This window comes from Lysobacterales bacterium (assembly GCA_016703225.1).
Classification (GTDB): domain Bacteria; phylum Pseudomonadota; class Gammaproteobacteria; order Xanthomonadales; family Ahniellaceae; genus JADKHK01.
The window spans coordinates 400565-418049 of record JADJCM010000003.1 but is presented as its reverse complement, the minus strand read 5'-3'; the positions used below and the strand labels follow the sequence as shown (position 1 = coordinate 418049).

Annotated in this window: 16 protein-coding genes; 3 read left to right on the top strand and 13 right to left on the bottom strand. The window is 66.3% G+C overall.

The window, feature by feature from the left end; translation table 11 throughout:
- Nucleotides 1-7: 7 nt before the first annotated feature.
- The 7 genes from truD to IPG63_15000 all read right to left on the bottom strand — a co-directional run bounded on the left by truD (nt 8) and on the right by IPG63_15000 (nt 5107).
- Complete coding sequence (truD, locus tag IPG63_15030) at nt 8-1024, bottom strand: tRNA pseudouridine(13) synthase TruD (protein MBK6728514.1); 1017 nt, start codon at nt 1022-1024, stop codon at nt 8-10.
- Nucleotides 1021-1506, bottom strand: a complete 486-nt coding sequence (gene ispF / locus IPG63_15025) for a 2-C-methyl-D-erythritol 2,4-cyclodiphosphate synthase (protein MBK6728513.1) — start codon at nt 1504-1506, stop codon at nt 1021-1023. The genes truD and ispF overlap by 4 nt, the downstream gene beginning before the upstream one ends.
- On the bottom strand, nt 1503-2198 hold the full coding sequence (locus tag IPG63_15020) for a 2-C-methyl-D-erythritol 4-phosphate cytidylyltransferase (GenBank protein MBK6728512.1): 696 nt from the start codon (nt 2196-2198) through the stop codon (nt 1503-1505). Before IPG63_15020 ends, ispF begins: the two co-directional genes overlap by 4 nt.
- A complete protein-coding gene (gene ftsB / locus IPG63_15015) occupies nt 2195-2479 on the bottom strand; it encodes a cell division protein FtsB (protein MBK6728511.1) in 285 nt (94 codons plus the stop codon). Before ftsB ends, IPG63_15020 begins: the two co-directional genes overlap by 4 nt.
- Nucleotides 2480-2518: 39 nt before the next feature.
- Nucleotides 2519-3811 carry a phosphopyruvate hydratase gene (gene eno, locus IPG63_15010; GenBank protein ID MBK6728510.1) on the bottom strand — a complete coding sequence of 431 codons (1293 nt, stop codon included), beginning with the start codon at nt 3809-3811 and terminating at the stop codon, nt 2519-2521.
- Between the two features lie 76 nt (nt 3812-3887).
- On the bottom strand, nt 3888-4064 hold the full coding sequence (locus IPG63_15005; protein MBK6728509.1) for a hypothetical protein: 177 nt from the start codon (nt 4062-4064) through the stop codon (nt 3888-3890).
- Between the two features lie 62 nt (nt 4065-4126).
- Nucleotides 4127-5107: a YafY family transcriptional regulator gene (locus IPG63_15000; protein ID MBK6728508.1), complete on the bottom strand. Its 981-nt coding sequence runs from the start codon at nt 5105-5107 to the stop codon at nt 4127-4129.
- 76 nt (nt 5108-5183) lie between these two features.
- On the opposite strand from IPG63_15000, the gene IPG63_14995 reads away from it, so the two are divergent.
- The 3 genes from IPG63_14995 (at nt 5184) to IPG63_14985 (ending at nt 8609) form a co-directional block, all read left to right on the top strand.
- Nucleotides 5184-5912: a hypothetical protein gene (locus IPG63_14995; GenBank protein MBK6728507.1), complete on the top strand. Its 729-nt coding sequence runs from the start codon at nt 5184-5186 to the stop codon at nt 5910-5912.
- 57 nt (nt 5913-5969) lie between these two features.
- A complete protein-coding gene (locus IPG63_14990) occupies nt 5970-7739 on the top strand; it encodes an SLC13 family permease (GenBank protein MBK6728506.1) in 1770 nt (589 codons plus the stop codon).
- A gap of 132 nt (nt 7740-7871) precedes the next feature.
- The gene (locus tag IPG63_14985) at nt 7872-8609 is read left to right on the top strand and encodes a DUF481 domain-containing protein (GenBank protein MBK6728505.1); all 738 of its coding nucleotides are present in this window, start codon (nt 7872-7874) and stop codon (nt 8607-8609) included.
- A gap of 156 nt (nt 8610-8765) precedes the next feature.
- On the opposite strand, the gene IPG63_14980 is transcribed toward IPG63_14985, so the two are convergent.
- The 6 genes from IPG63_14980 to IPG63_14955 all read right to left on the bottom strand — a co-directional run bounded on the left by IPG63_14980 (nt 8766) and on the right by IPG63_14955 (nt 17417).
- Nucleotides 8766-11006, bottom strand: a complete 2241-nt coding sequence (locus tag IPG63_14980; GenBank protein ID MBK6728504.1) for an FG-GAP repeat protein — start codon at nt 11004-11006, stop codon at nt 8766-8768.
- A gap of 535 nt (nt 11007-11541) precedes the next feature.
- Nucleotides 11542-12462: a hydroxymethylbilane synthase gene (hemC, locus tag IPG63_14975; GenBank protein MBK6728503.1), complete on the bottom strand. Its 921-nt coding sequence runs from the start codon at nt 12460-12462 to the stop codon at nt 11542-11544.
- An 11-nt stretch (nt 12463-12473) separates the two neighbouring features.
- Complete coding sequence (locus IPG63_14970) at nt 12474-13211, bottom strand: response regulator transcription factor (GenBank protein MBK6728502.1); 738 nt, start codon at nt 13209-13211, stop codon at nt 12474-12476.
- Complete coding sequence (locus IPG63_14965; GenBank protein MBK6728501.1) at nt 13192-14253, bottom strand: histidine kinase; 1062 nt, start codon at nt 14251-14253, stop codon at nt 13192-13194. Before IPG63_14965 ends, IPG63_14970 begins: the two co-directional genes overlap by 20 nt.
- Complete coding sequence (locus IPG63_14960; GenBank protein MBK6728500.1) at nt 14250-14924, bottom strand: carboxylesterase; 675 nt, start codon at nt 14922-14924, stop codon at nt 14250-14252. The genes IPG63_14965 and IPG63_14960 overlap by 4 nt, the downstream gene beginning before the upstream one ends.
- A 57-nt stretch (nt 14925-14981) precedes the next feature.
- Complete coding sequence (locus IPG63_14955) at nt 14982-17417, bottom strand: caspase family protein (protein ID MBK6728499.1); 2436 nt, start codon at nt 17415-17417, stop codon at nt 14982-14984.
- Nucleotides 17418-17485: the final 68 nt, after the last annotated feature.

Sequence of the window (17485 nt, the reverse complement as noted above, 5' to 3'; positions counted from 1 at the left end):
AGCGGATTCAGCTCGCCGGGTTCCAGTCCACGAGTTCGCGCAGCACGGTGGTCGCGTAGGCGCCGGCGGGCAAGGTGAAGCGTGCGATCAAGGTGTCGCCATCCCAGTCGCAGCGGAAGTCGCGTGCGGGCAGGCGCAAGGCGCGACGTTCCTGGTCGAGGCCGGCGGCGGCGAGGCCGGCGCAGAGCTCCGGGAACTGCGCGAACAGTGAGGACTCCAGCGCATGCACGGCCAGCGTGCTGCGCAATTCGCCGCGGCCGAACATCGGGCCGGTGGCATGAATGTCGCCGCGCGCGACACGGTCGCGCAGTTCGTCAGTAAGTGGTTCGGGGCCAAAGATCGCGGAACGGCCGTCGAGTTGGAACACATCGCCGTCCAGCGCACGCTGCCAGCTGCCGTCACTGACCCGTGCGGCGAGTACCGCGTTGAAGATTTCGGAACGCGCGGCGCTGAGCAGAATCGAGCGCTCGGCGCGTTCGACACGTTTTCCGGCAAACATCGCCAGCGCCTTGTCGACGTTGCCGCCACCGCGTCCGAAGCGTTGCTCGCCGAAGTAGTTGGGCACGCCCATGGCCGTGATCGCGACGATGCGCTGGGCCGCAAGATCGCGGTCACCGTCGACCTCACGCAGGCGGATCACGAAGGCGTTGCCGCGCAACGCCCCGCGCTGGATCTTGCGGGCATGCCGCTGTGCCGAGAGCACGCTCACGCCTTCGATCGCACACTGCGTCCAGTCGGTGTCCCGCCCCTTCTTCGCCAGCACCGAGAACGACTGCCGCGTGACCGCGTGACGGTCCTTCATGCCGGCATAACCGACGTCGCGCTCGGTCACGCCGGCGAAGCTCGCGAGCTGTTTGGCAACGAAGCCGGTATTCGCGCCACGCTTCTCGACATGCACGAGCCAGTGCTCGCCGCTGCCGCTGGCCTCGAAGCCGAGTTGCTCCTCGACGAAGAAGTCCTCGATCTCGGCTCGCAGGCGACCGCGCAGCGGAGCGCCGCCGTGGGCGAACGGCAACTCGATCATCGCAGGATCCGGTCGATCAACACCACGGCTTCCGCGGCCAGGCCCTCGCGGCGGCCGATGTAGCCGAGCTTCTCGGTGGTCGTGGCCTTGACCGAGATGCGCTCGATCTCGATGCCGAGTTCCTGTGCAATCGCGGCGCGCATGGCCTCGCGGTGCGGGCCGATCTTCGGCGCCTCGGCAAGCACGGTGATGTCGGAATTGCTGACGTGCCAGCCGCGCTCGGCCAGCAAGGTCGCGCAATGGCGCACGAACACGCGGCTGTCGCAATCCTTCCAGCGCGCGTCGGAGGGCGGAAAATGCTGGCCGATATCGCCGAGCGCGAGCGCCCCCAGCAAGGCATCGCAGAGCGCGTGCAGGACCACGTCGCCATCGGAGTGGGCGTCGATGCCGCGCTCATGCGCGATGCGCACGCCACCGAGCATCACATGGTCACCATCGCGGAATGCGTGGACGTCGTAGCCGTGGCCGATGCGGTGGCTCATGCCGGCGAAGTCAGGATGAATTCGGCGAGCGCCAGGTCGTGCAGCGTCGTCACCTTGATGTTGTCGTCGGCACCGACCACCAACAGTGGTCGGCCGCCGCTGCGCTCGATCGCCGATGCCTCGTCGGTGATCGCGACCTCACCATTGCCTTCGGCGAGGGCCGCGCGCAAAGCGCTGCGCAGCCGCCCGAAGCGAAACAGCTGCGGCGTCAGCGCGCGCCACAGCTCGCTGCGCGGCACGCTGGCTTCGATGCGGCCACCAGCGGCGCCGCGCTTCACCGTGTCGCGCATTGGCGCGGCGAGGATGGCACCGTCGTCGTGGCGCGTGCCCTGTTCGATCAGCGCGTCGATATCGCCATGGCGGATGCACGGACGCGCGGCGTCGTGTACCAGTACCCAATCGGAATCGGCCACGGTGCCGGCGAGCGCGTCGAGTGCTGCGAGCACCGACTGCGCGCGCTCTTCGCCGCCGATGCAGGTGCGCACCGGCTTGCCCTCGAGTTCCTCGATGCCGGGCCAGTGTGGATCATCCTTGGCCAGCGCCACCATCAAACCAGCGACGCGCGGGTGCGCGGCCAGTCGATCGAGCGTGCGCACGATCATTGGCTCCGAGACCAGCGGCGCATACTGCTTCGGCAGGGCCGAACCAAAGCGCTGTCCGCTTCCCGCGGCGGGCACCACACACCAGATCATTCGCTCTCCTTGGCCGGTGCTTCCGGCTCCACCACCTGGTAGAACACCTCACCCGGCTTGATCATGCCGAGCTCGCTGCGCGCGCGCTCTTCGATCGCTTCGGTGCCGGACTTCAGATCCTCCACTTCCGCCGCCAGCGCTTCTTTGCGTTTGCGCAGCTCGGCATTTTCGCGCCGCTGGGTGGCGACACGCTCCTGCAGATGCTGCACCTCGGGCCGCCCACCCTGCCCGAACCACAGCTTGGCCTGCAGGCCGATCAGCAACACGATCAACCCGAGCATCAGCCAGCGATACGGATGGCGCAGCTTCACCGAGTTCGATTACTGGAATGCCGGCAGGCTGATGAAGGCGGCACGACCGGCGTAGCGCGCCTTCGCGCCGAGCACTTCCTCGATGCGCAGCAGCTGGTTGTACTTGGCGACACGGTCACTGCGGCACAGCGAACCGGTCTTGATCTGGGTGGCGGTGGTCGCGACCGACAGATCGGCGATGGTGGTGTCCTCGGTCTCGCCGGAGCGGTGCGAGATGATCGCGGCGTAGCGGTTGGCGTGCGCCAGCGCAATCGCGTCGAGCGTCTCGCTGAGCGTTCCGATCTGGTTGACCTTGATCAGGATGGCATTGCCGATGCCCTTGTCGATGCCCTCGCGCAAGATCTTCGGGTTGGTCACGAACAGATCGTCGCCGACCAGTTGCACGCTCTTGCCGAGACGCTCGGTCTGCAGCTTCCAGCCGTCCCAGTCACCCTCGGCCATGCCGTCCTCGATCGACACGATCGGGTACTTCGCGCACCACGCGGCATAGAACTCGACCATCTGCTCCGAGCTCAGCTTCTTGCCCTCGCCGGTGAGGTGGTACCTGCCGTCGTCCTTGTAGAACTCGGACGCGGCGGCATCGAGCGCCAGCCACACGTCTTCGCCGGCCTTGTAGCCGGCCTTGGCCACTGCTTCCAGGATGGTCTCGATCGCTTCTTCATTCGAGCGCAGGTCGGGTGCGAAGCCGCCTTCGTCACCGACGGCAGTGGCGAGACCGCGTGCCTTCAGCACCGACTTCAGTGCATGGAAGATCTCGGTGCCGCAGCGCAGCGCCTCCGAGAAACTGCCGATGCCGGCGGGCATGACCATGAACTCCTGCAGATCGACGTTGTTGTCGGCATGCGCACCGCCGTTGATGATGTTCATCATCGGCACCGGCAACAGCGCTTCGCGATCACCGGCGAGGTGATGCCACAGCGGCAGACCCTTGGCCGCGGCGACCGCGTGCGCATTCGCCATCGACACCGCGAGCAGCGCATTGGCACCGAGCCGTCCCTTGTTGTCGCTGCCGTCGAGCGCGATCAACACATCGTCGAGCCCGCGCTGGTCGCTGCCATCTCGACCGACAACTGCGGCGCCGATGACGCCGTTCACGTTTGCAACCGCCTTGCGCACACCCTTGCCGAGGTAGCGCGTCCTGTCGCCGTCGCGCAGTTCCACCGCCTCGCGCGATCCGGTCGAGGCACCGCTCGGCACTGCGGCGCGGCCCATCGCTCCGGATTCCAGCGTCACTTCGGCTTCAAGGGTGGGGTTGCCGCGCGAATCAAGAATTTCGCGCGCATGCACATGACGGATCTTCATCGGGTCCACGGCCTCAAAAAAGGGCGCGTAGCTTAGCAGGGATGCCTCTGCCCCCTCGCCGGAAGCGCGGTGGTTCTCAGGCGTTCGCGGCCCGGAAACCGCGTCGCAGCAGGGCGCTGGCGAACGGAACCAACAACAACCACAGCGGCGCCGGACCGATCGGCGTGGACATGGACAGCAATTCCGGCGCGCACAACATCAGTGACAGACCGCAGGCGGCCCAGACGCAATAGGGGCAAATCGACGTGGACATGACGCTCTCCTCGACCAGTGCGCGCAGCCTTGCCGAGGCCGGTCTCGCCGGCTGAGACGCGCTCAGCCTGGTCCGGGGTCGTAGTTCGACAACGCCAACTGCAACTGGATCCGCGCTTCCTCGCGCAAGGGAATCGGCGCGACGATCTCGGCGTCCGGGCCATAGCGCAATACATCCATCAGCAGCTCGCGCGCGTTCGAGTACGGCACGCGCAGCTCGTAGCGGCCGTCGTCAAGGAAACGACCTTCCTGTTTGGAATGCCAGCGCTCGTCGGCGACCCAGCGCGAAGCCTTGGGCGAGAAGCGGATCGTCGCCCAGGCCTTGGGTGCGCCCGAGAAGATGCCATAGCTCGAGGCCAGGTGGGTGTCGAGCTCGGTTTCCTGGACATCGTCGGCGCGCGCATCCAGCACCGCAGCATCGCGCACGCGGTCGAGCGCGAAACTGCGCAGAGCCTCGCGTTCGTGATCGAAGGCGTCGAGATACCAGTTCTCGCGGTAATGCGTGAGTCGCTGTGGCGAGACCAGGCGTTCGGTCACCGCATTGGTCGAACGAGCGCGGTAGCCGAACTTCAGCTTGCGTCGTTCGAGCACGCTGCTGGCGACACGACGAAACACGATCTCGTCGATCACGCGCGACAGCGCACGCGTGACGCGGATGCGTTCGAGCGGCCAGCGCTTGCCCTGCGACTGGTCGGACAGCAGCTTGTCGATGCGCGCCTTGAGCGGCGCCAGCGCTCCCGACAACACCTCGCCACCGCTGCGCGCGATCAGCTGGTGCATCGCCAGCAGCGACTCGAGTTCGGCGCTCGACAACCACAGTCCCGGCAACTCGAAGGTCTCGGCATCAGCGCCGGCATAGAAGATTGCCGCCTGGTCGCGGTCCGATTCGATCGGCGCGCCGAGGGCGTCGCGCAGGAAGGCGATGTCGCGGTAGAGCGTGGCGCGCGAGCACTCGAGTTCGTCGTAGAGCCGGCTCAGTGCGACCGGATAACGCGAGGTCTTGAGCATGCGATGCAGCTTGAGCGTGCGTTCGTAGCGGTCCATGTCGGCGTTCCGTGGCTGGCGCGAGGGTAACGCGGTTTAACATCGTGTAAATCCCCGAGCGCGTACAAGACCGCCCATGATGCAAGGAAGCGACTGGCCCATCCCCACGGCACCACGACTGCCGGAAACCGCGCGCGAACAGCTGCAGCGCGCGGCCCCGGCGATAGCCTTCACCCTGCTGTTGCACGCGACCATGGCCTGGTGGTTGCTGCGCGCACCGACGCCATGGCAACGCGCCGCAACGACCGCACACGCAACAACGCCAGCCACGTTGATCGTCGAGTTCGACGAACCAGCCCCGGCGCCGCCCGCGCCGGCCGCGGCGGAACGCATCGACGCCGTGCCCTTCCCGACGCCGCGACCGAGCGTCGTGCGGGCGGTGCTGCAAGCGCGCACCCCCGCGACCACGACGTCGAACATCGAGCCGCAACCGACTGCGATCGATAGCGCGCAGTTGTTCGGCGACATCGCTGGCGTCGCCTCCGACATTGCGGGGCAAGGCACGCGGGCCGACGGTCGTGTTGCAGCGCCGATCTCCGGACGCGCCGAAGCCTTCATCGACGCCGGCATCGTGTTCAAGCGGCCGCCGCCGAGCCCGGAACGGGTCGCGATTGCGGTCATGCACAAGCTGATGAGCACGCGCGGTGCGAACAACGTCACCGACTTCATGGGCATCACCGAAGGCCGCGACCCCGGTCGCGAGATCCAGCGCGCGCACCACACCGACCTCTACGTGCCGCGCGGCTGCGACGATCCCGACGACCCGAATACCAGCGACGAGTGCATGGGCATCCCCAAGCGGTGACGACCTTGGTCAGCGCCGGCACACATGCTCCAATCCACGCATGAATGGAGTTCCGCCATGACCCCCGAGGCCTGGATCACCATCGCCGTGCTGGCTCTGGCGGTGCTGCTGTTCCTGACCGAAAGACTGCCGATGGACGTGGTCGGGGTCGGCGTACTTTCGGTACTGCTGCTCGCGGGCGTGGTGACGCCCAGCGAGGGATTCGCCGGCTTCAGCAGCAGTGCCGTGCTGACCGTAGCGGCCATGTTCGTGCTGTCCGCCGGGCTGCGCGAAACCGGCGTGCTCGAACGCGCGGCTCGATTGCTGGCACGTGCCGGCGAATGGCCCAGCATGCTGTTGCTGGCGATGATGCTGATGGCCGGATCGGTCTCGGCTTTCATGAACAACACCGCAGCCGTGGCGGTGCTGCTGCCGCTGGTGGTGGCGGCGGCGCGACTGCGCCGGATTGCGCCGTCGCGGCTGCTGATCCCGCTGTCCTATGCGGCGCAGTTCGGCGGCGTGTGCACTCTGATCGGCACCTCGACCAACATCCTGGTCAGCAACATCGCCGAAGCACAAGGCCTGCGTGCCTTCAGCATGTTCGAACTCGGCCAGGTCGGCCTGCCCCTGTTCGGTGCTGGCGTGCTGTTCCTGATGCTGTTCGGACGCTGGCTACTGCCGACCCATCCGGATCGCAGCCTCGGCGAGAGCTATGGCGTCGGCGAATACGTGACCGACCTGCGCGTGCGCGCCAGTTCGCCGTTGATCGATCAGACCCTGCGCGAATCGCGCTTCGCCGAGAACCATGGCGTCACCGTGATCGAGTTGTTGCGCGACCAGCGCCGGCTGTGGTCGCGCCGCGCCGACGCGATTCGCGCCGGCGACGTCATCCGTGTCGCCGCCCCGCTGGACAAGCTGACGGCGCTGCGCGCCCAAACGGGCCTGGAGATCGATGCCGAGTACCAGCTGGGCGTCGACTCCAAGGCCGGTGACCGCCAGCTGTTTGAAGTGCTGATCGCACCCCACTCGCGACTGCACGGGCGGCCACTCGGAGCCCTCACCATGGAACTCGGGGATGCGGCCCTGATCGTCGCCGTGCGCCACCGTGACCAGGTGCTGCGCGGCACCGCACTCGACCAGATACTGCTCGCCTCCGGCGACGCGCTGCTGATGCTGATCGACGAACATGAACTGGAGCGCGTGCGTGGCCGTCCCGAACTGATCGTGCTCAAGGAGTGGCCGACGCAGCAGCACGGCCGCCTGCGCGCCCTGCTCTCGGTCGCCATCATGTGCGCGGTGATCGCACTTGCGGCGATGGGCTGGGTGGCGATCCAGACCGTTGCCGTGGCCGGTGCCGCGCTGATGGTCGCGAGCCGTTGTCTGAGCCGTGAACAGGCCTACCGCGCAGTCGAATGGCCGGTGATCATCCTGCTCGCCAGCCTGATTCCGCTCGGCACCGCACTCGATAAACACGGCATCGCCAGCGAGATCGCCTTCCTGGTCCAGAGCCACATCGGCGTGCATGGCCCGCTGGCCGCGCTCGCTGCGATCTACCTGACCACCGCCGTGCTTACCGAGTTCATGAGCAACAACGCCGCCGCGGTGCTGCTCGCCCCGATCGCGATCTCCACCGCACATGCGCTCGGTGTTGACCCGATGCCCTTCCTGGTGGTCGTGGCGGTGGCGGCGTCGACCAGTTTCGCGACCCCGGTCGGCTATCAGACCAACACCATGGTCTACCAGGCCGGCGGCTACCGCTTCTCCGACTTCGCCCGCGTCGGCATCCCGCTGAACGCGCTGTTCTTCGGCGTCAGCATGTGGCTGGTCCCGCACTACTGGCCGTTCTGAGACGTTCTTGGCAGCTGCCTCGACGCGCACCGTCGACGCAGCTTCATTGCCGGTTCATTGGCGCCGCCTAGGATGCGCGGCTTCGCCCATGACGCCGCCTGCTGGCGAGGGCATTTTCTAAGGAGTTTTCGGATGATCCCAAAGACCCTCGCGATCGCCATTCTTTCGGCGATCACGTTCGCCGCCACGGCACAGGAGTGGACCGGTCAGGGCGAGTTCGGCCTGGTGCTGTCGAGTGGCAATGCCGACAACCTGACGGTGAACGGCAAGCTCGACTTCAAGTTCGAGGAAGACCAGTGGCTGTACAACGTCTATGCGCTGGCGCTGCGCGCCGAGAGCACGAACCTGGAAACCGCGAACCGCTTCGAACTCGGCGGCAAAGCCGGTTACAAGTTCAACGAGCGCGCCTACCTGGTGGGCTCGGCGCGCTACGAAAACGATGACTTCGCCCCTTACGACTACCAGGCCACCGTTGCCATCGGTTTCGGTTACAAGGCGATCGACAACGACAGCACTCAGCTCGCGTTCGAGGCCGGCCCCGGTTATCGCCGCTACCGGCCGGCCGACCTGTTCGTCACCACGCCGGCGCCCGGGCATTACGTCGAGTTCGACGCGGAGGGCGACTTCGTCGGCCGCGGTTTCGTCGATTTCAAGCACAAGCTGACCGGCAACACCTCGCTCTACGACACGTTCCTGGTGGAAGGCGGCAACGACAACACCTTCGCGCAAAACGATTTCGGCGTGCAGGTGGCGATGAGCGAGAAGTTCGCGATCAAAGCCGGCGTTCAGGTGCGTCACAACACTGACGTGGTGGCCCCGATCAAGAAGACCGACACGCTGACCACGGTGAATCTGGTCTACGGGTTCTGATCGAGCCGGTACTCTCGGGCGCTGTCGCGAGAACGCTCATTGACCTGCGGCAGTGTTCATCGCATTGTCCGCGCAACGCAGCGCGCGAGCATCGGCTCGGGAACGATGATGCCAGAACTCCCCACGTGCGTGGGGAAGACCAGCACCAGCCCTTCCCTAGCGCTCAAAATCATCGGAGAACAAGGGCAGTTCGTGCACGAACACCGAGCCGGCCCGGTGGATGCCAGGCGAGTGACCGGGGGTTCCCGGCGCACCCACATACAGGTGGTCGCCGACGGCGGTGAAGCTTGTGGAATACGATTCGAACCGGGGTTCACCGCCCAGCGCAAATGACTGCTGCAGTTGCCAGTGTCCATCGCGAAGCTGGTATCGATGCACACCACCCACTCCGGTTTCGGCACCGACCCATAATTGTCCATCGCTCACGCCGAGTTTCGAACCGAATCCACTCAGGCTGGCGTCGGGCGCAGTCAGCATCTCCATCCAGGACCAGTTCTCTCCCTGCCGCATGAAGATGTGAACTTGCTCCGCACGCGGTGCGCCTACAAACAGCGTCTCGCCAAGCATGGCAACGGCCATGCCGAACGCACCAGGCAGGTCCTCGTCAATCGGTCGGAGCAGCTTTGCTTGCTCAACCCAACCTTGCGCGGTTCGGACAAACACATAGGCTGCGCCTTCGCCCAGTTCAGGGAACCCGAATGGGTTGGCAATGAATGGCACGGCGCCCAGCGCGATGGTGTCCTGTTCGATGGCGACGGCTCGGCCGACGCTCGACTGCGAGTCCGCGTCGCTGACCTGCAGACGGTCCGGGGCTTGCCAACCGGCAGCGCCGCGTTCGTAGACATAGGCCACGCCCGATCCGCCGGTGCCGGGAATGGGTTCATTCTCGGCGCCGATGACTACCCGCTGGCTGGTGGCCGCAATCGCGTTGCCAAACAGCGATTGGCTTGTTGAGGACGGCGCCGGCCACTTGTCGATCTGCATCCACTGCGAACCGACCCACGCGAAGTGATAAACCGCACCGGCGTTGCCCGGTGCGCCGACGAGCAGCGTGTCATCGCTCCACGCAAGCGTCGAGCCGAAGCGATCGCGAGGCACAGCATCGTTGCCCCACAGCGCAGCCGGCTGTACCTGATCGACGGCTTCGCGCGGGTATGCAAACACCGCGCCCGCCGTGGCTGAACGGCGCCGCTCACCCGGCGTGCCGACCAGCAACCACTCCGCGTTTGCCGCAACTGCGCTACCGAAACCTTCGCCGGTCGCTGTGCCGCCGTTGTTCAAGGTCAACTGGGCGCCAGCGCCAGGTGGCACCATGTCGTGGACACGAACTTCGCCCGCCTCGGCGTACGGAAACGCAAAGCTCTCCGGCAAGCCCACCAGCACCTGATCTGCGCTCGACGCCAGACTACGCACGCCGTAGCCACTGCCGCCCGCATAAGGCAAGCCGATCTGCTGCGTGCGGCTCAGGCTACCGGCGATCACTTCATACACGAACAGATCAACGCCCGTCATGGATTGCGCTGACGGCATGTACACGGCGCTCACCAGCCATCGGCCATCGCGATAGTTGAGGCCGCGCCCGAATTTGCTCAAGTTCGGCAGCATCTCGGTACTGAAACTTTGGCCCTGGACCCATTGACCGGCGATGCGTCGCCATTCGATCACCTGGCTAGGCGCGCTGCTGTTTATCCAATGCGCGGGGCTGGAAATCAGCACGCGGTCGGAGTTGCCAGCGATGTCTGTGCCGAACAGGTCTTGGGCGTTGGCGACCTGCGGTACCAAGCGCTGACGCATGGCCCAGAGCGTGTCCTCGCGCCCGAAGACATAGGCTGCACCGGCTTTCTGTTCCTCACCGCTGGCGCCAACGAGCAGTTCGTCGTCCAACAGCAACAGCGAACTGCCGAACACGCCGTCCGCTACCGGTTCCGGTGCGGTGATCTCCTGCTGGGACTGCCATTGACCGCCGTTGCGTGCGAACAGGTACACCGCGCCGGCACGGGATAGCGCGCCGATCTGGCGCACAGGCGAGGAAATGGCCAAGGTGTTCTGGTTCAGCGCGATCACCGCGCCGAAGCGGCCGCTGGACTGTGGTGTCGTTTCCAGCAACGTCTGTTGGTAGTGCCAACCGAGCGCGTCGCGCGCGAACACGTAGGCAGCACCCTGGTACGAAAATGGCGGGCGCGAATAGTTGTGTGCACCGACAATCAGTGTGTTTCCCTCCAGTGCAAGTTCGCCGCCGAATGCGTCGTAGCTTCTTGCATCCGGCGCGAGCAGCTTGGCCTGACGCACCCACTCGCCACCCACTCGGGCGAAAATGTAGACGGCACCGGTGGGCTGGCCTTGATCGTTCCAGCCACGCCAAGCGCCGACGGCAAGCGTGTCGCCATCCAGCGCCATGGAGTCACCGAACAATTGACCGGGCGCGCCCTCACCGAGTTGCGGGTCGTCGTTCGGGTTGCCCAGCCGGAACTGCGGAGCCGACCAGGATGCGATGCGCAATTCGCCGGAAACGTTCGGCGCACCGGAAGCGCTCGCGATGCCCTCCCGGCCCTGGGCTGCGCACGCCAGACCCAGTCCCAGCCACAGCCCGAGGGCGGCGACGAGCCGAACGCCGGCATTGCAGCGGGAATCGCGCGAGCGGCAGGGAACACTCGGCGGAGCGCGGTGCATTGATGACCTCATGATTGCCCTCGAATCCGTTTGGTTGCTTCAGCGTCTAGCAGCGCAATTTCCTGGCGATACCCGACATCAACTGCACGGATGGACGGTGTAGCCCGTGGATGCCTCTTACCGTCGACGGTCCCGGGCTCCGGAGCCCCCAAGCTCCCGCAACCAATCGCGTAAGTCCCTGATTTGCCTATCGGGAGACAGGCACAAATGACACAACTGCGCATGGCGCGGCGGAAATTGAGGGCGCCAGCGCGAGCGGGACTCAGTGCGCTGCGTGCAGCAGCCGGTCTGCACCCAGCGCGCGCAACTGCGCGGCTACGGATCGTCCAAGCCTCTCCGGATCGTCCGCGGCGGCGCTGGCCTCGGCGCGCAGGATCTCGCCGGTGACGGTGTCGCCGACCAGTGCGCGCAGATGCAGCTGGCCATCGACCAGCGTCGCGAAGCCGGCGATCGGCACCTGGCAGGAGCCGTGCAGTTCCAGGTTCATCGCGCGCTCGGCGCGCACCCGCAACCCGGTTTCGACATCGTGCAGCACGCCGCATAGCGCGCCGACTGCGGCATCGCCTTCGCGCACTTCGATCGCGATCGCGCCCTGTGCTACGGCCGGAAGGAAGCGCGGCGGCATCAGTTGCGCGCGAATGCGGTCGTGGAAGCCGAGCCGCTCGAGACCGGCGCAGGCGAGGACGATGGCGTCGTACTCGCCGCCATCAAGCTTGGCCAGGCGCGTGTTGACGTTGCCGCGCAGGTCACGCACCTGCAGATCGGGACGCAGTGCGCGGATCTGCGCGTGGCGCCGCAGTGACGAGGTGCCGATCACGGCACGTTGCGGCAACTCGTCGAATTCGGCGAAGCGGTTGGACACGAAGGCATCGTAGGGATTGGCGCGTGCGAGGATTGCCGCCAGCGCGAAACCGGGATCAAGCTGCATCGGCACGTCCTTGAGCGAGTGCACGGCCAGATCGGCGCGGCCCTCCTGCATCGCCTCTTCCAGTTCCTTGAGGAACAGGCCCTTGCCGCCAATGGCCGCGAGCGAGCGGTCGAGCACGACGTCGCCGCGCGTCGACAGCGGCAACAGCTCGACCCTCAATCCGGGGTGCGCTTGACGCAGTCGTTGTGCCACGTGCTCGGTTTGCCAGAGCGCAAGCGGGCTCTTGCGCGTGGCGATGCGCAACCTTCCAACCATGTTCGGATTCCTCAGAGATGCTTGACCAGATCACGCACCGCCGGCAGGCAGCGACGGCTGACCTCGAGCGGATTCGGTGCCCCGCGCACCAGCGCCATGGTGCCGCCTTCGCTGTTGCGTTCGAGCGCGAGGATGCGACCGACCGCGACCAGACAATTGCGATGGATGCGCACGAACAGATCCTTGAACTCGTCTTCCAGTGCTTTCAGCGATTCTTCGATCAGCACTTCGCCGGCATCGTGGTGTACGACGACGTACTTGTCCTCGGCCAGGAAATAGGCGATGTCGGCCACCGCCACCAGCCGCAGGCTGCCACGGATGCGCGCGCAGATGTGCGAGCGCACCTGCGGCTGCACTTCTTCGCCGACGCGTCGCATCTGGTCGCCGGAAAAGCGGCGCGCGCGTTCAATGGCAATGCGCAGACGCTCACGCGCAACCGGCTTGACCAGATAGTCGACCGCATGTGCTTCGAATGCGGCGAGCGCGTGCTCGTCGAAGGCGGTGCAAAAGATCACCGCCGGCGCTGGCTCCTGTGCCGACAGGTGACGTGCCGCTTCGAGGCCATCCATGCGCGGCATCGCGATATCAAGCAACACTACGTCGAATGCCGCACTCTCGTGCGCGAGGATGGCATCGACGCCATCGACCGCTTCGCCCGCCACTTCCACGCCGGGCATGCCGAGTTCTTCGACCAGGGTGCGCAAGCGCGCGCGCGCCAGGGGTTCATCGTCAACGATCAGGATTCGCATCGATCGGTATCCGCAGGGTGACGGCATGGTAGTCGGCGCCGGCGTCGACCGAAAGCGCCGCGCGCTCGCCGTAGCGCATGCGCAGGCGCTCGCGGATGTTGCCGAGCGCAATATGGTTGCCGCCAAGCCGTGGCGCGGCATGCAGCGGCTTCGGGTTACGCACGCCTAGGCACAACTGCGGACCTTCGCGCCAGGCGCTGATCGCGATCACCCCGCCCTGTGGCAGGGCCTGCACGCCGTGGTGGATCGCATTCTCGACCAGCGGCTGCAGGCTGAGCGCGGGGACGCGTTGTTCGAGCAGGCCCGCTTCGATCGCGCGCGTGACCTGCAAACGTTCGCCGAGGCGCAGCGCCTCGATCGCCAGATAGTGGTCGACCAGATCGAGTTCGTCGGCGAGCTTGTGGTCGGCGCGCTCCTCACGCAGGGTGGCGCGGAACACCGTTGCCAGGTCTTCTACCGCGGTCTCGGCCTTGCCAGGGTCGATGCGCACCAGGCTGGCGATGGCGTTGAGGCTGTTGAAAAGAAAATGCGGGCGGATCCGCGCCTGCAACGTCTCGATGCGCGCCGCGGCCTGGGCTTCGACGCCGCGCTGCCACTGCTGCAGCACGAAGATGTAGCGCAACATCAGCAGGCCGATCACCGCCGCCAGCGCCGCGTTCGACCAAAGGAAGGTGCCCGCCTCGGCGCTCGGAATCCAGCCCAGCGCCAGCGAGTCATCGAGCGAGACCGCGATCATGCTGCAGCAAGCGGCGACCAGGGCCGGCAGCAAGGTCGCGATGATGCCGCCCGACCAGAAACGGCGCCGCCCGAGCCATGGCCCGAGCTTGCACAACAAGGCCGCGCTGATCATCGCCACCCACTGCGCCAGGAAGCTGGCCGCGAACAGGTCGCGCAAGGTTGGCCAGCCACCCTGTCCGGGCGCGATCAGCACGATCACGACGATCAACTCGACCAGCAGCACGACGCTGCCGAGGATCGGCAGGCTGCAGAAGTCCGGCATCCAGCCCGGCGCTGGTTTCGCGCTGGCGCCGCGCCCGCTCATGCGGTGGCGCGCAGACGCTCGCCGATCCACTGCGTGAGTTGGCGGATTTCGTCCATGCTCACGCTGTGCGGCATCGGGTAACTGTGCCAGTCGACCTTGAAGCCGTGGCGCGTCAGCCATTCACGCGACATCAGGCCAAGCCCCTGCGGCACCACCGGGTCAAGACTGCCGTGCGCCATGAACAACGGAATCGCCGTCGCCGCTTCGGCCCATTCGTGTTCGGCGAGATCGGCCAGCGGCAGGTACGTAGACAACGCGATCGCGCCAGCCAACGTTTCGCGCCGTCGCACCAGCACCGACAGCGTGATCGCGCCTCCTTGCGAAAATCCGGCAATGAACTGGCGCTGCGGCGCGATGCCGCGGGCGGCTTCGCGCGCCAGCAAGGCGTCGATCTGCTGCATCGACTGGCGGATGCCGGTCTCGTCCTGGCGATGCGCGATCTCGGTGCCGGAGATGTCGTACCAGGCCCGCATGCGCATGCCGCCGTTGACCGTCACCGGTCGCATCGGGGCATGCGGGAAGACGAAACGAATCGCCGGCCATTCCGGCCGCACCAACTGCGGCACCACCGACTCGAAGTCATGTCCGTCGGCACCAAGGCCGTGCAGCCACAGCACGCTGAAGCGCGGGTCCGGCCCGGTTTCGAGTTCGACGGTTTCGAGCAGGTCCATGCGCAGTCCTTCAAGTCGGGGCCGGGCATTCTCCCGCGCCGGCCCCGGGACTGTCACTCAGGGCGCAGCCTGCGCCGCCCCTGCCACTCCGCCCGCCAGCGCCAAACCGGACGCCTTGGGTTGGAAGAAGAACTCGCCGGCTTCATGCCCGGCGAACTGGATCGGCGCGTACTCGGGGAACTGCACCAGCGACGACTCGGCCGCGGCCAACGCCAGCGACGAGGACACTTCGCGGAACAGTCGCTGCCCTTCCAGCAATTGCGCGTTGTCCTCGAGCGCGGCGATCAGCGCCAGTGCGAAATGCGAGTTGTTGCCGCGACCTGTGTCCGGCACCGGCGCCAACCCGCCCGAGGTCAGCGCGGTACGCGAGCGGCTCTGGCTCATCGCCTTGACCCACTGCCCCCAGGCCTTGTCGGGCATGGCGCTGCTGAAGGTCGGCACCGCGGCACGGGTCATCGCACCCGAGTAGCAGGAGTCGGCCACGACCATCACGTGCTTCGCGTTCATGGTGTTGAGGATGTCGCTGATGGCGCGGTTCGACAGCCAGCTGTTCGGCGTGCTGCGACGGCCGTCGGCCGGCACCCAGTAACCCTGCTTGGTGCCCGCGTCGATTTCGCCATGGCCGGCGAAGTAGACGACCAGGTTGTCATCCGGTCCCAACGCTTCGCGTTTGGCATTCAACGCCGAGAGGATTTCGAAGCGGTTGGCGTTCTTCAGCAGCGTGGTGGTGAAGCCGTAGCGGCGGGCGAGCACACCGGCGACCTTGTCGGCATCGTTGCTGGCACTGCTCAGTGCCGGGTAGTCGGTGTACTGGTTGTTGCCGATCACGATGGCGTGATAGTTGCCGAGCTTGACGCCGCCCGGGGCTGCGCGCTGGGCGATGCCGCCGCTTGCAGCAGCCGAGGCCGAAGGCAGCAACAGGAACTCGACGCCGCTGCGGGCACCGGTGCGATCGACTGCGGTGACGGCGACATTGGTGCCTTCAGCCGCCACCGGCATGCGGGCGCGGAACATACCGTCGCCGCCAACCGTGACGCTGGTACCGTTGATCAGCACCGACTGCACGCCAGCGCGGGCGATGACCTTGCCCACCACCTCGGTCTGTTCGCCCTTCGGCGCCAGTGCGGCGGTGCGGCCACGGGTCACGGTCAGTGCCGGTTCCAGGATTTCGACCATCGGGCCGCTGCCGGCGAGCACCGGCACGGCGCTCCCCGCCACACCGCCGCCGACGTGCTGTTCCAGTGCCGTGATCTGCGCGCGCTGGCGCACCACTTCACGCTGCTTCGCGGTCAATTGCTGCTCCAGCAGCAGCAGCAGTTCGCGATCTTCGCGCGAGGCGGCGACAGCGGATTGCATCTGTTTGCGCTCGGCGTCGAAGCGTTCGAGCTCGGCCTTCAGCTGCGCATCCTTCTCCTTCAGTGCCGCCTCCAGCGAGTTCATGCGCCCGAGCGCGGCGTCGAGTTCAAGCGCCAGGTCGGACGCGGCCACACGCACGCGCTTGAGTTCGCCGCTCGCGGCAGCAGCTTCGGCACCGCCGCTCCGCACCTTGGCGTCGAGCGCGCTTTCCTCGGCGCGCAGCTCGGCCAGCCGTTTCTGGTCGGCGGCACGCGCGACGTTGAAGCGCTGTTGGTCCTGCTCGAGTTTGGCGCGCTCCAGCTCGATGCGCTCCTGCTCGCGCGCCAGCTTGTCATTCAGCGCGACCAGGTCGGGACTGGCAGCGCCGAGTTCGGCCTGTTTCGCCGCCAACTGCTCACGTGTCTGCTGCAATTCCGCCTGCGCGCTTTCGACCGCACGCTTGCGTTCACCAATCTCGCCCTTCAGCCGCTCGTTTTCGGCACGCAAGGCCGCAGCCGCGGCCTTCTGCTGTTCAATGTCCTGGCGCAGGCCGGCGATCTCGGTTTCGCGGGCGCTGACGGCGGCAGTCATGGTCGATGCGTAAATCAGGTCATCGCCAGTCAGCCCCGAGGCTTCGCGGTACAAGTTCAGTGCCCGGGTCATGTCCTTGGTCACGCCGAGACCCTGCTCATACAGGTAACCGAGGTTGATCTTGGCTCGCTTGAGCCCCTGTGCGGCGGCCTTCTCGTACCAGCCGGCGGCGCGCGCCGGGTCGGGTGCGGTACCCAGGCCCTTGTCATAGATCTCGCCGACGTAGTTCTGGGCTTCGGCGTCGCCCGACTCGGCTTGGCCCATCCACACCTTGAGCGCGGTTTCGTAATTCGCGCGGTCGTAGGCAACGAACTCGCCACCGCGGATCTCGCAATCGGACTGGATGGTGCGGATCGGGCGGCGCGCACTCATGTAGGTGCTGACCTTGCCAAGCTTGCGCACCTGTCCGGGCAGCAGGCAGTCGACGACCATCAGGTCTTCGGCATTGCGGATCGAAGCGCGCGGCGCCGATACCGGGACGGCGGCCAAGAACATGGTCGCAGCGATGGCGACGCTCAGGGAACTCGACTTCAGGATCTGGGTGACAGCCATACGCTTGCGCTCCATGGTTGGGGACGCACCGGGCGCTACCTGCACCGCACGGCGCTGTAGTAGGCTCGGAGTATAGCCACAGT

Bases quoted from the DNA above. Each gene is read 5' to 3' on its own strand.
- IPG63_14980 (MBK6728504.1), bottom strand. From the start codon at position 11,006: ATGGCGCTGGATGGCGACACGCTTGCCGTCGGCGCTTGGCGTGGCTGG.
- IPG63_14960 (MBK6728500.1), bottom strand. From the start codon at position 14,924: ATGGACCTGCTCGAAACCGTCGAACTCGAAACCGGGCCGGACCCGCGC.
- IPG63_14985 (MBK6728505.1), top strand. From the start codon at position 7,872: ATGATCCCAAAGACCCTCGCGATCGCCATTCTTTCGGCGATCACGTTC.
- IPG63_15005 (MBK6728509.1), bottom strand. From the start codon at position 4,064: ATGTCCACGTCGATTTGCCCCTATTGCGTCTGGGCCGCCTGCGGTCTG.
- truD (MBK6728514.1), bottom strand. From the start codon at position 1,024: ATGATCGAGTTGCCGTTCGCCCACGGCGGCGCTCCGCTGCGCGGTCGC.
- IPG63_15020 (MBK6728512.1), bottom strand. From the start codon at position 2,198: ATGATCTGGTGTGTGGTGCCCGCCGCGGGAAGCGGACAGCGCTTTGGT.
- hemC (MBK6728503.1), bottom strand. From the start codon at position 12,462: ATGGTTGGAAGGTTGCGCATCGCCACGCGCAAGAGCCCGCTTGCGCTC.
- IPG63_14970 (MBK6728502.1), bottom strand. From the start codon at position 13,211: ATGCGAATCCTGATCGTTGACGATGAACCCCTGGCGCGCGCGCGCTTG.
- ftsB (MBK6728511.1), bottom strand. From the start codon at position 2,479: ATGCTCGGGTTGATCGTGTTGCTGATCGGCCTGCAGGCCAAGCTGTGG.
- IPG63_15000 (MBK6728508.1), bottom strand. From the start codon at position 5,107: ATGGACCGCTACGAACGCACGCTCAAGCTGCATCGCATGCTCAAGACC.
- eno (MBK6728510.1), bottom strand. From the start codon at position 3,811: ATGAAGATCCGTCATGTGCATGCGCGCGAAATTCTTGATTCGCGCGGC.
- IPG63_14965 (MBK6728501.1), bottom strand. From the start codon at position 14,253: ATGAGCGGGCGCGGCGCCAGCGCGAAACCAGCGCCGGGCTGGATGCCG.
- IPG63_14955 (MBK6728499.1), bottom strand. From the start codon at position 17,417: ATGGAGCGCAAGCGTATGGCTGTCACCCAGATCCTGAAGTCGAGTTCC.
- IPG63_14990 (MBK6728506.1), top strand. From the start codon at position 5,970: ATGACCCCCGAGGCCTGGATCACCATCGCCGTGCTGGCTCTGGCGGTG.
- IPG63_14995 (MBK6728507.1), top strand. From the start codon at position 5,184: ATGATGCAAGGAAGCGACTGGCCCATCCCCACGGCACCACGACTGCCG.
- ispF (MBK6728513.1), bottom strand. From the start codon at position 1,506: ATGAGCCACCGCATCGGCCACGGCTACGACGTCCACGCATTCCGCGAT.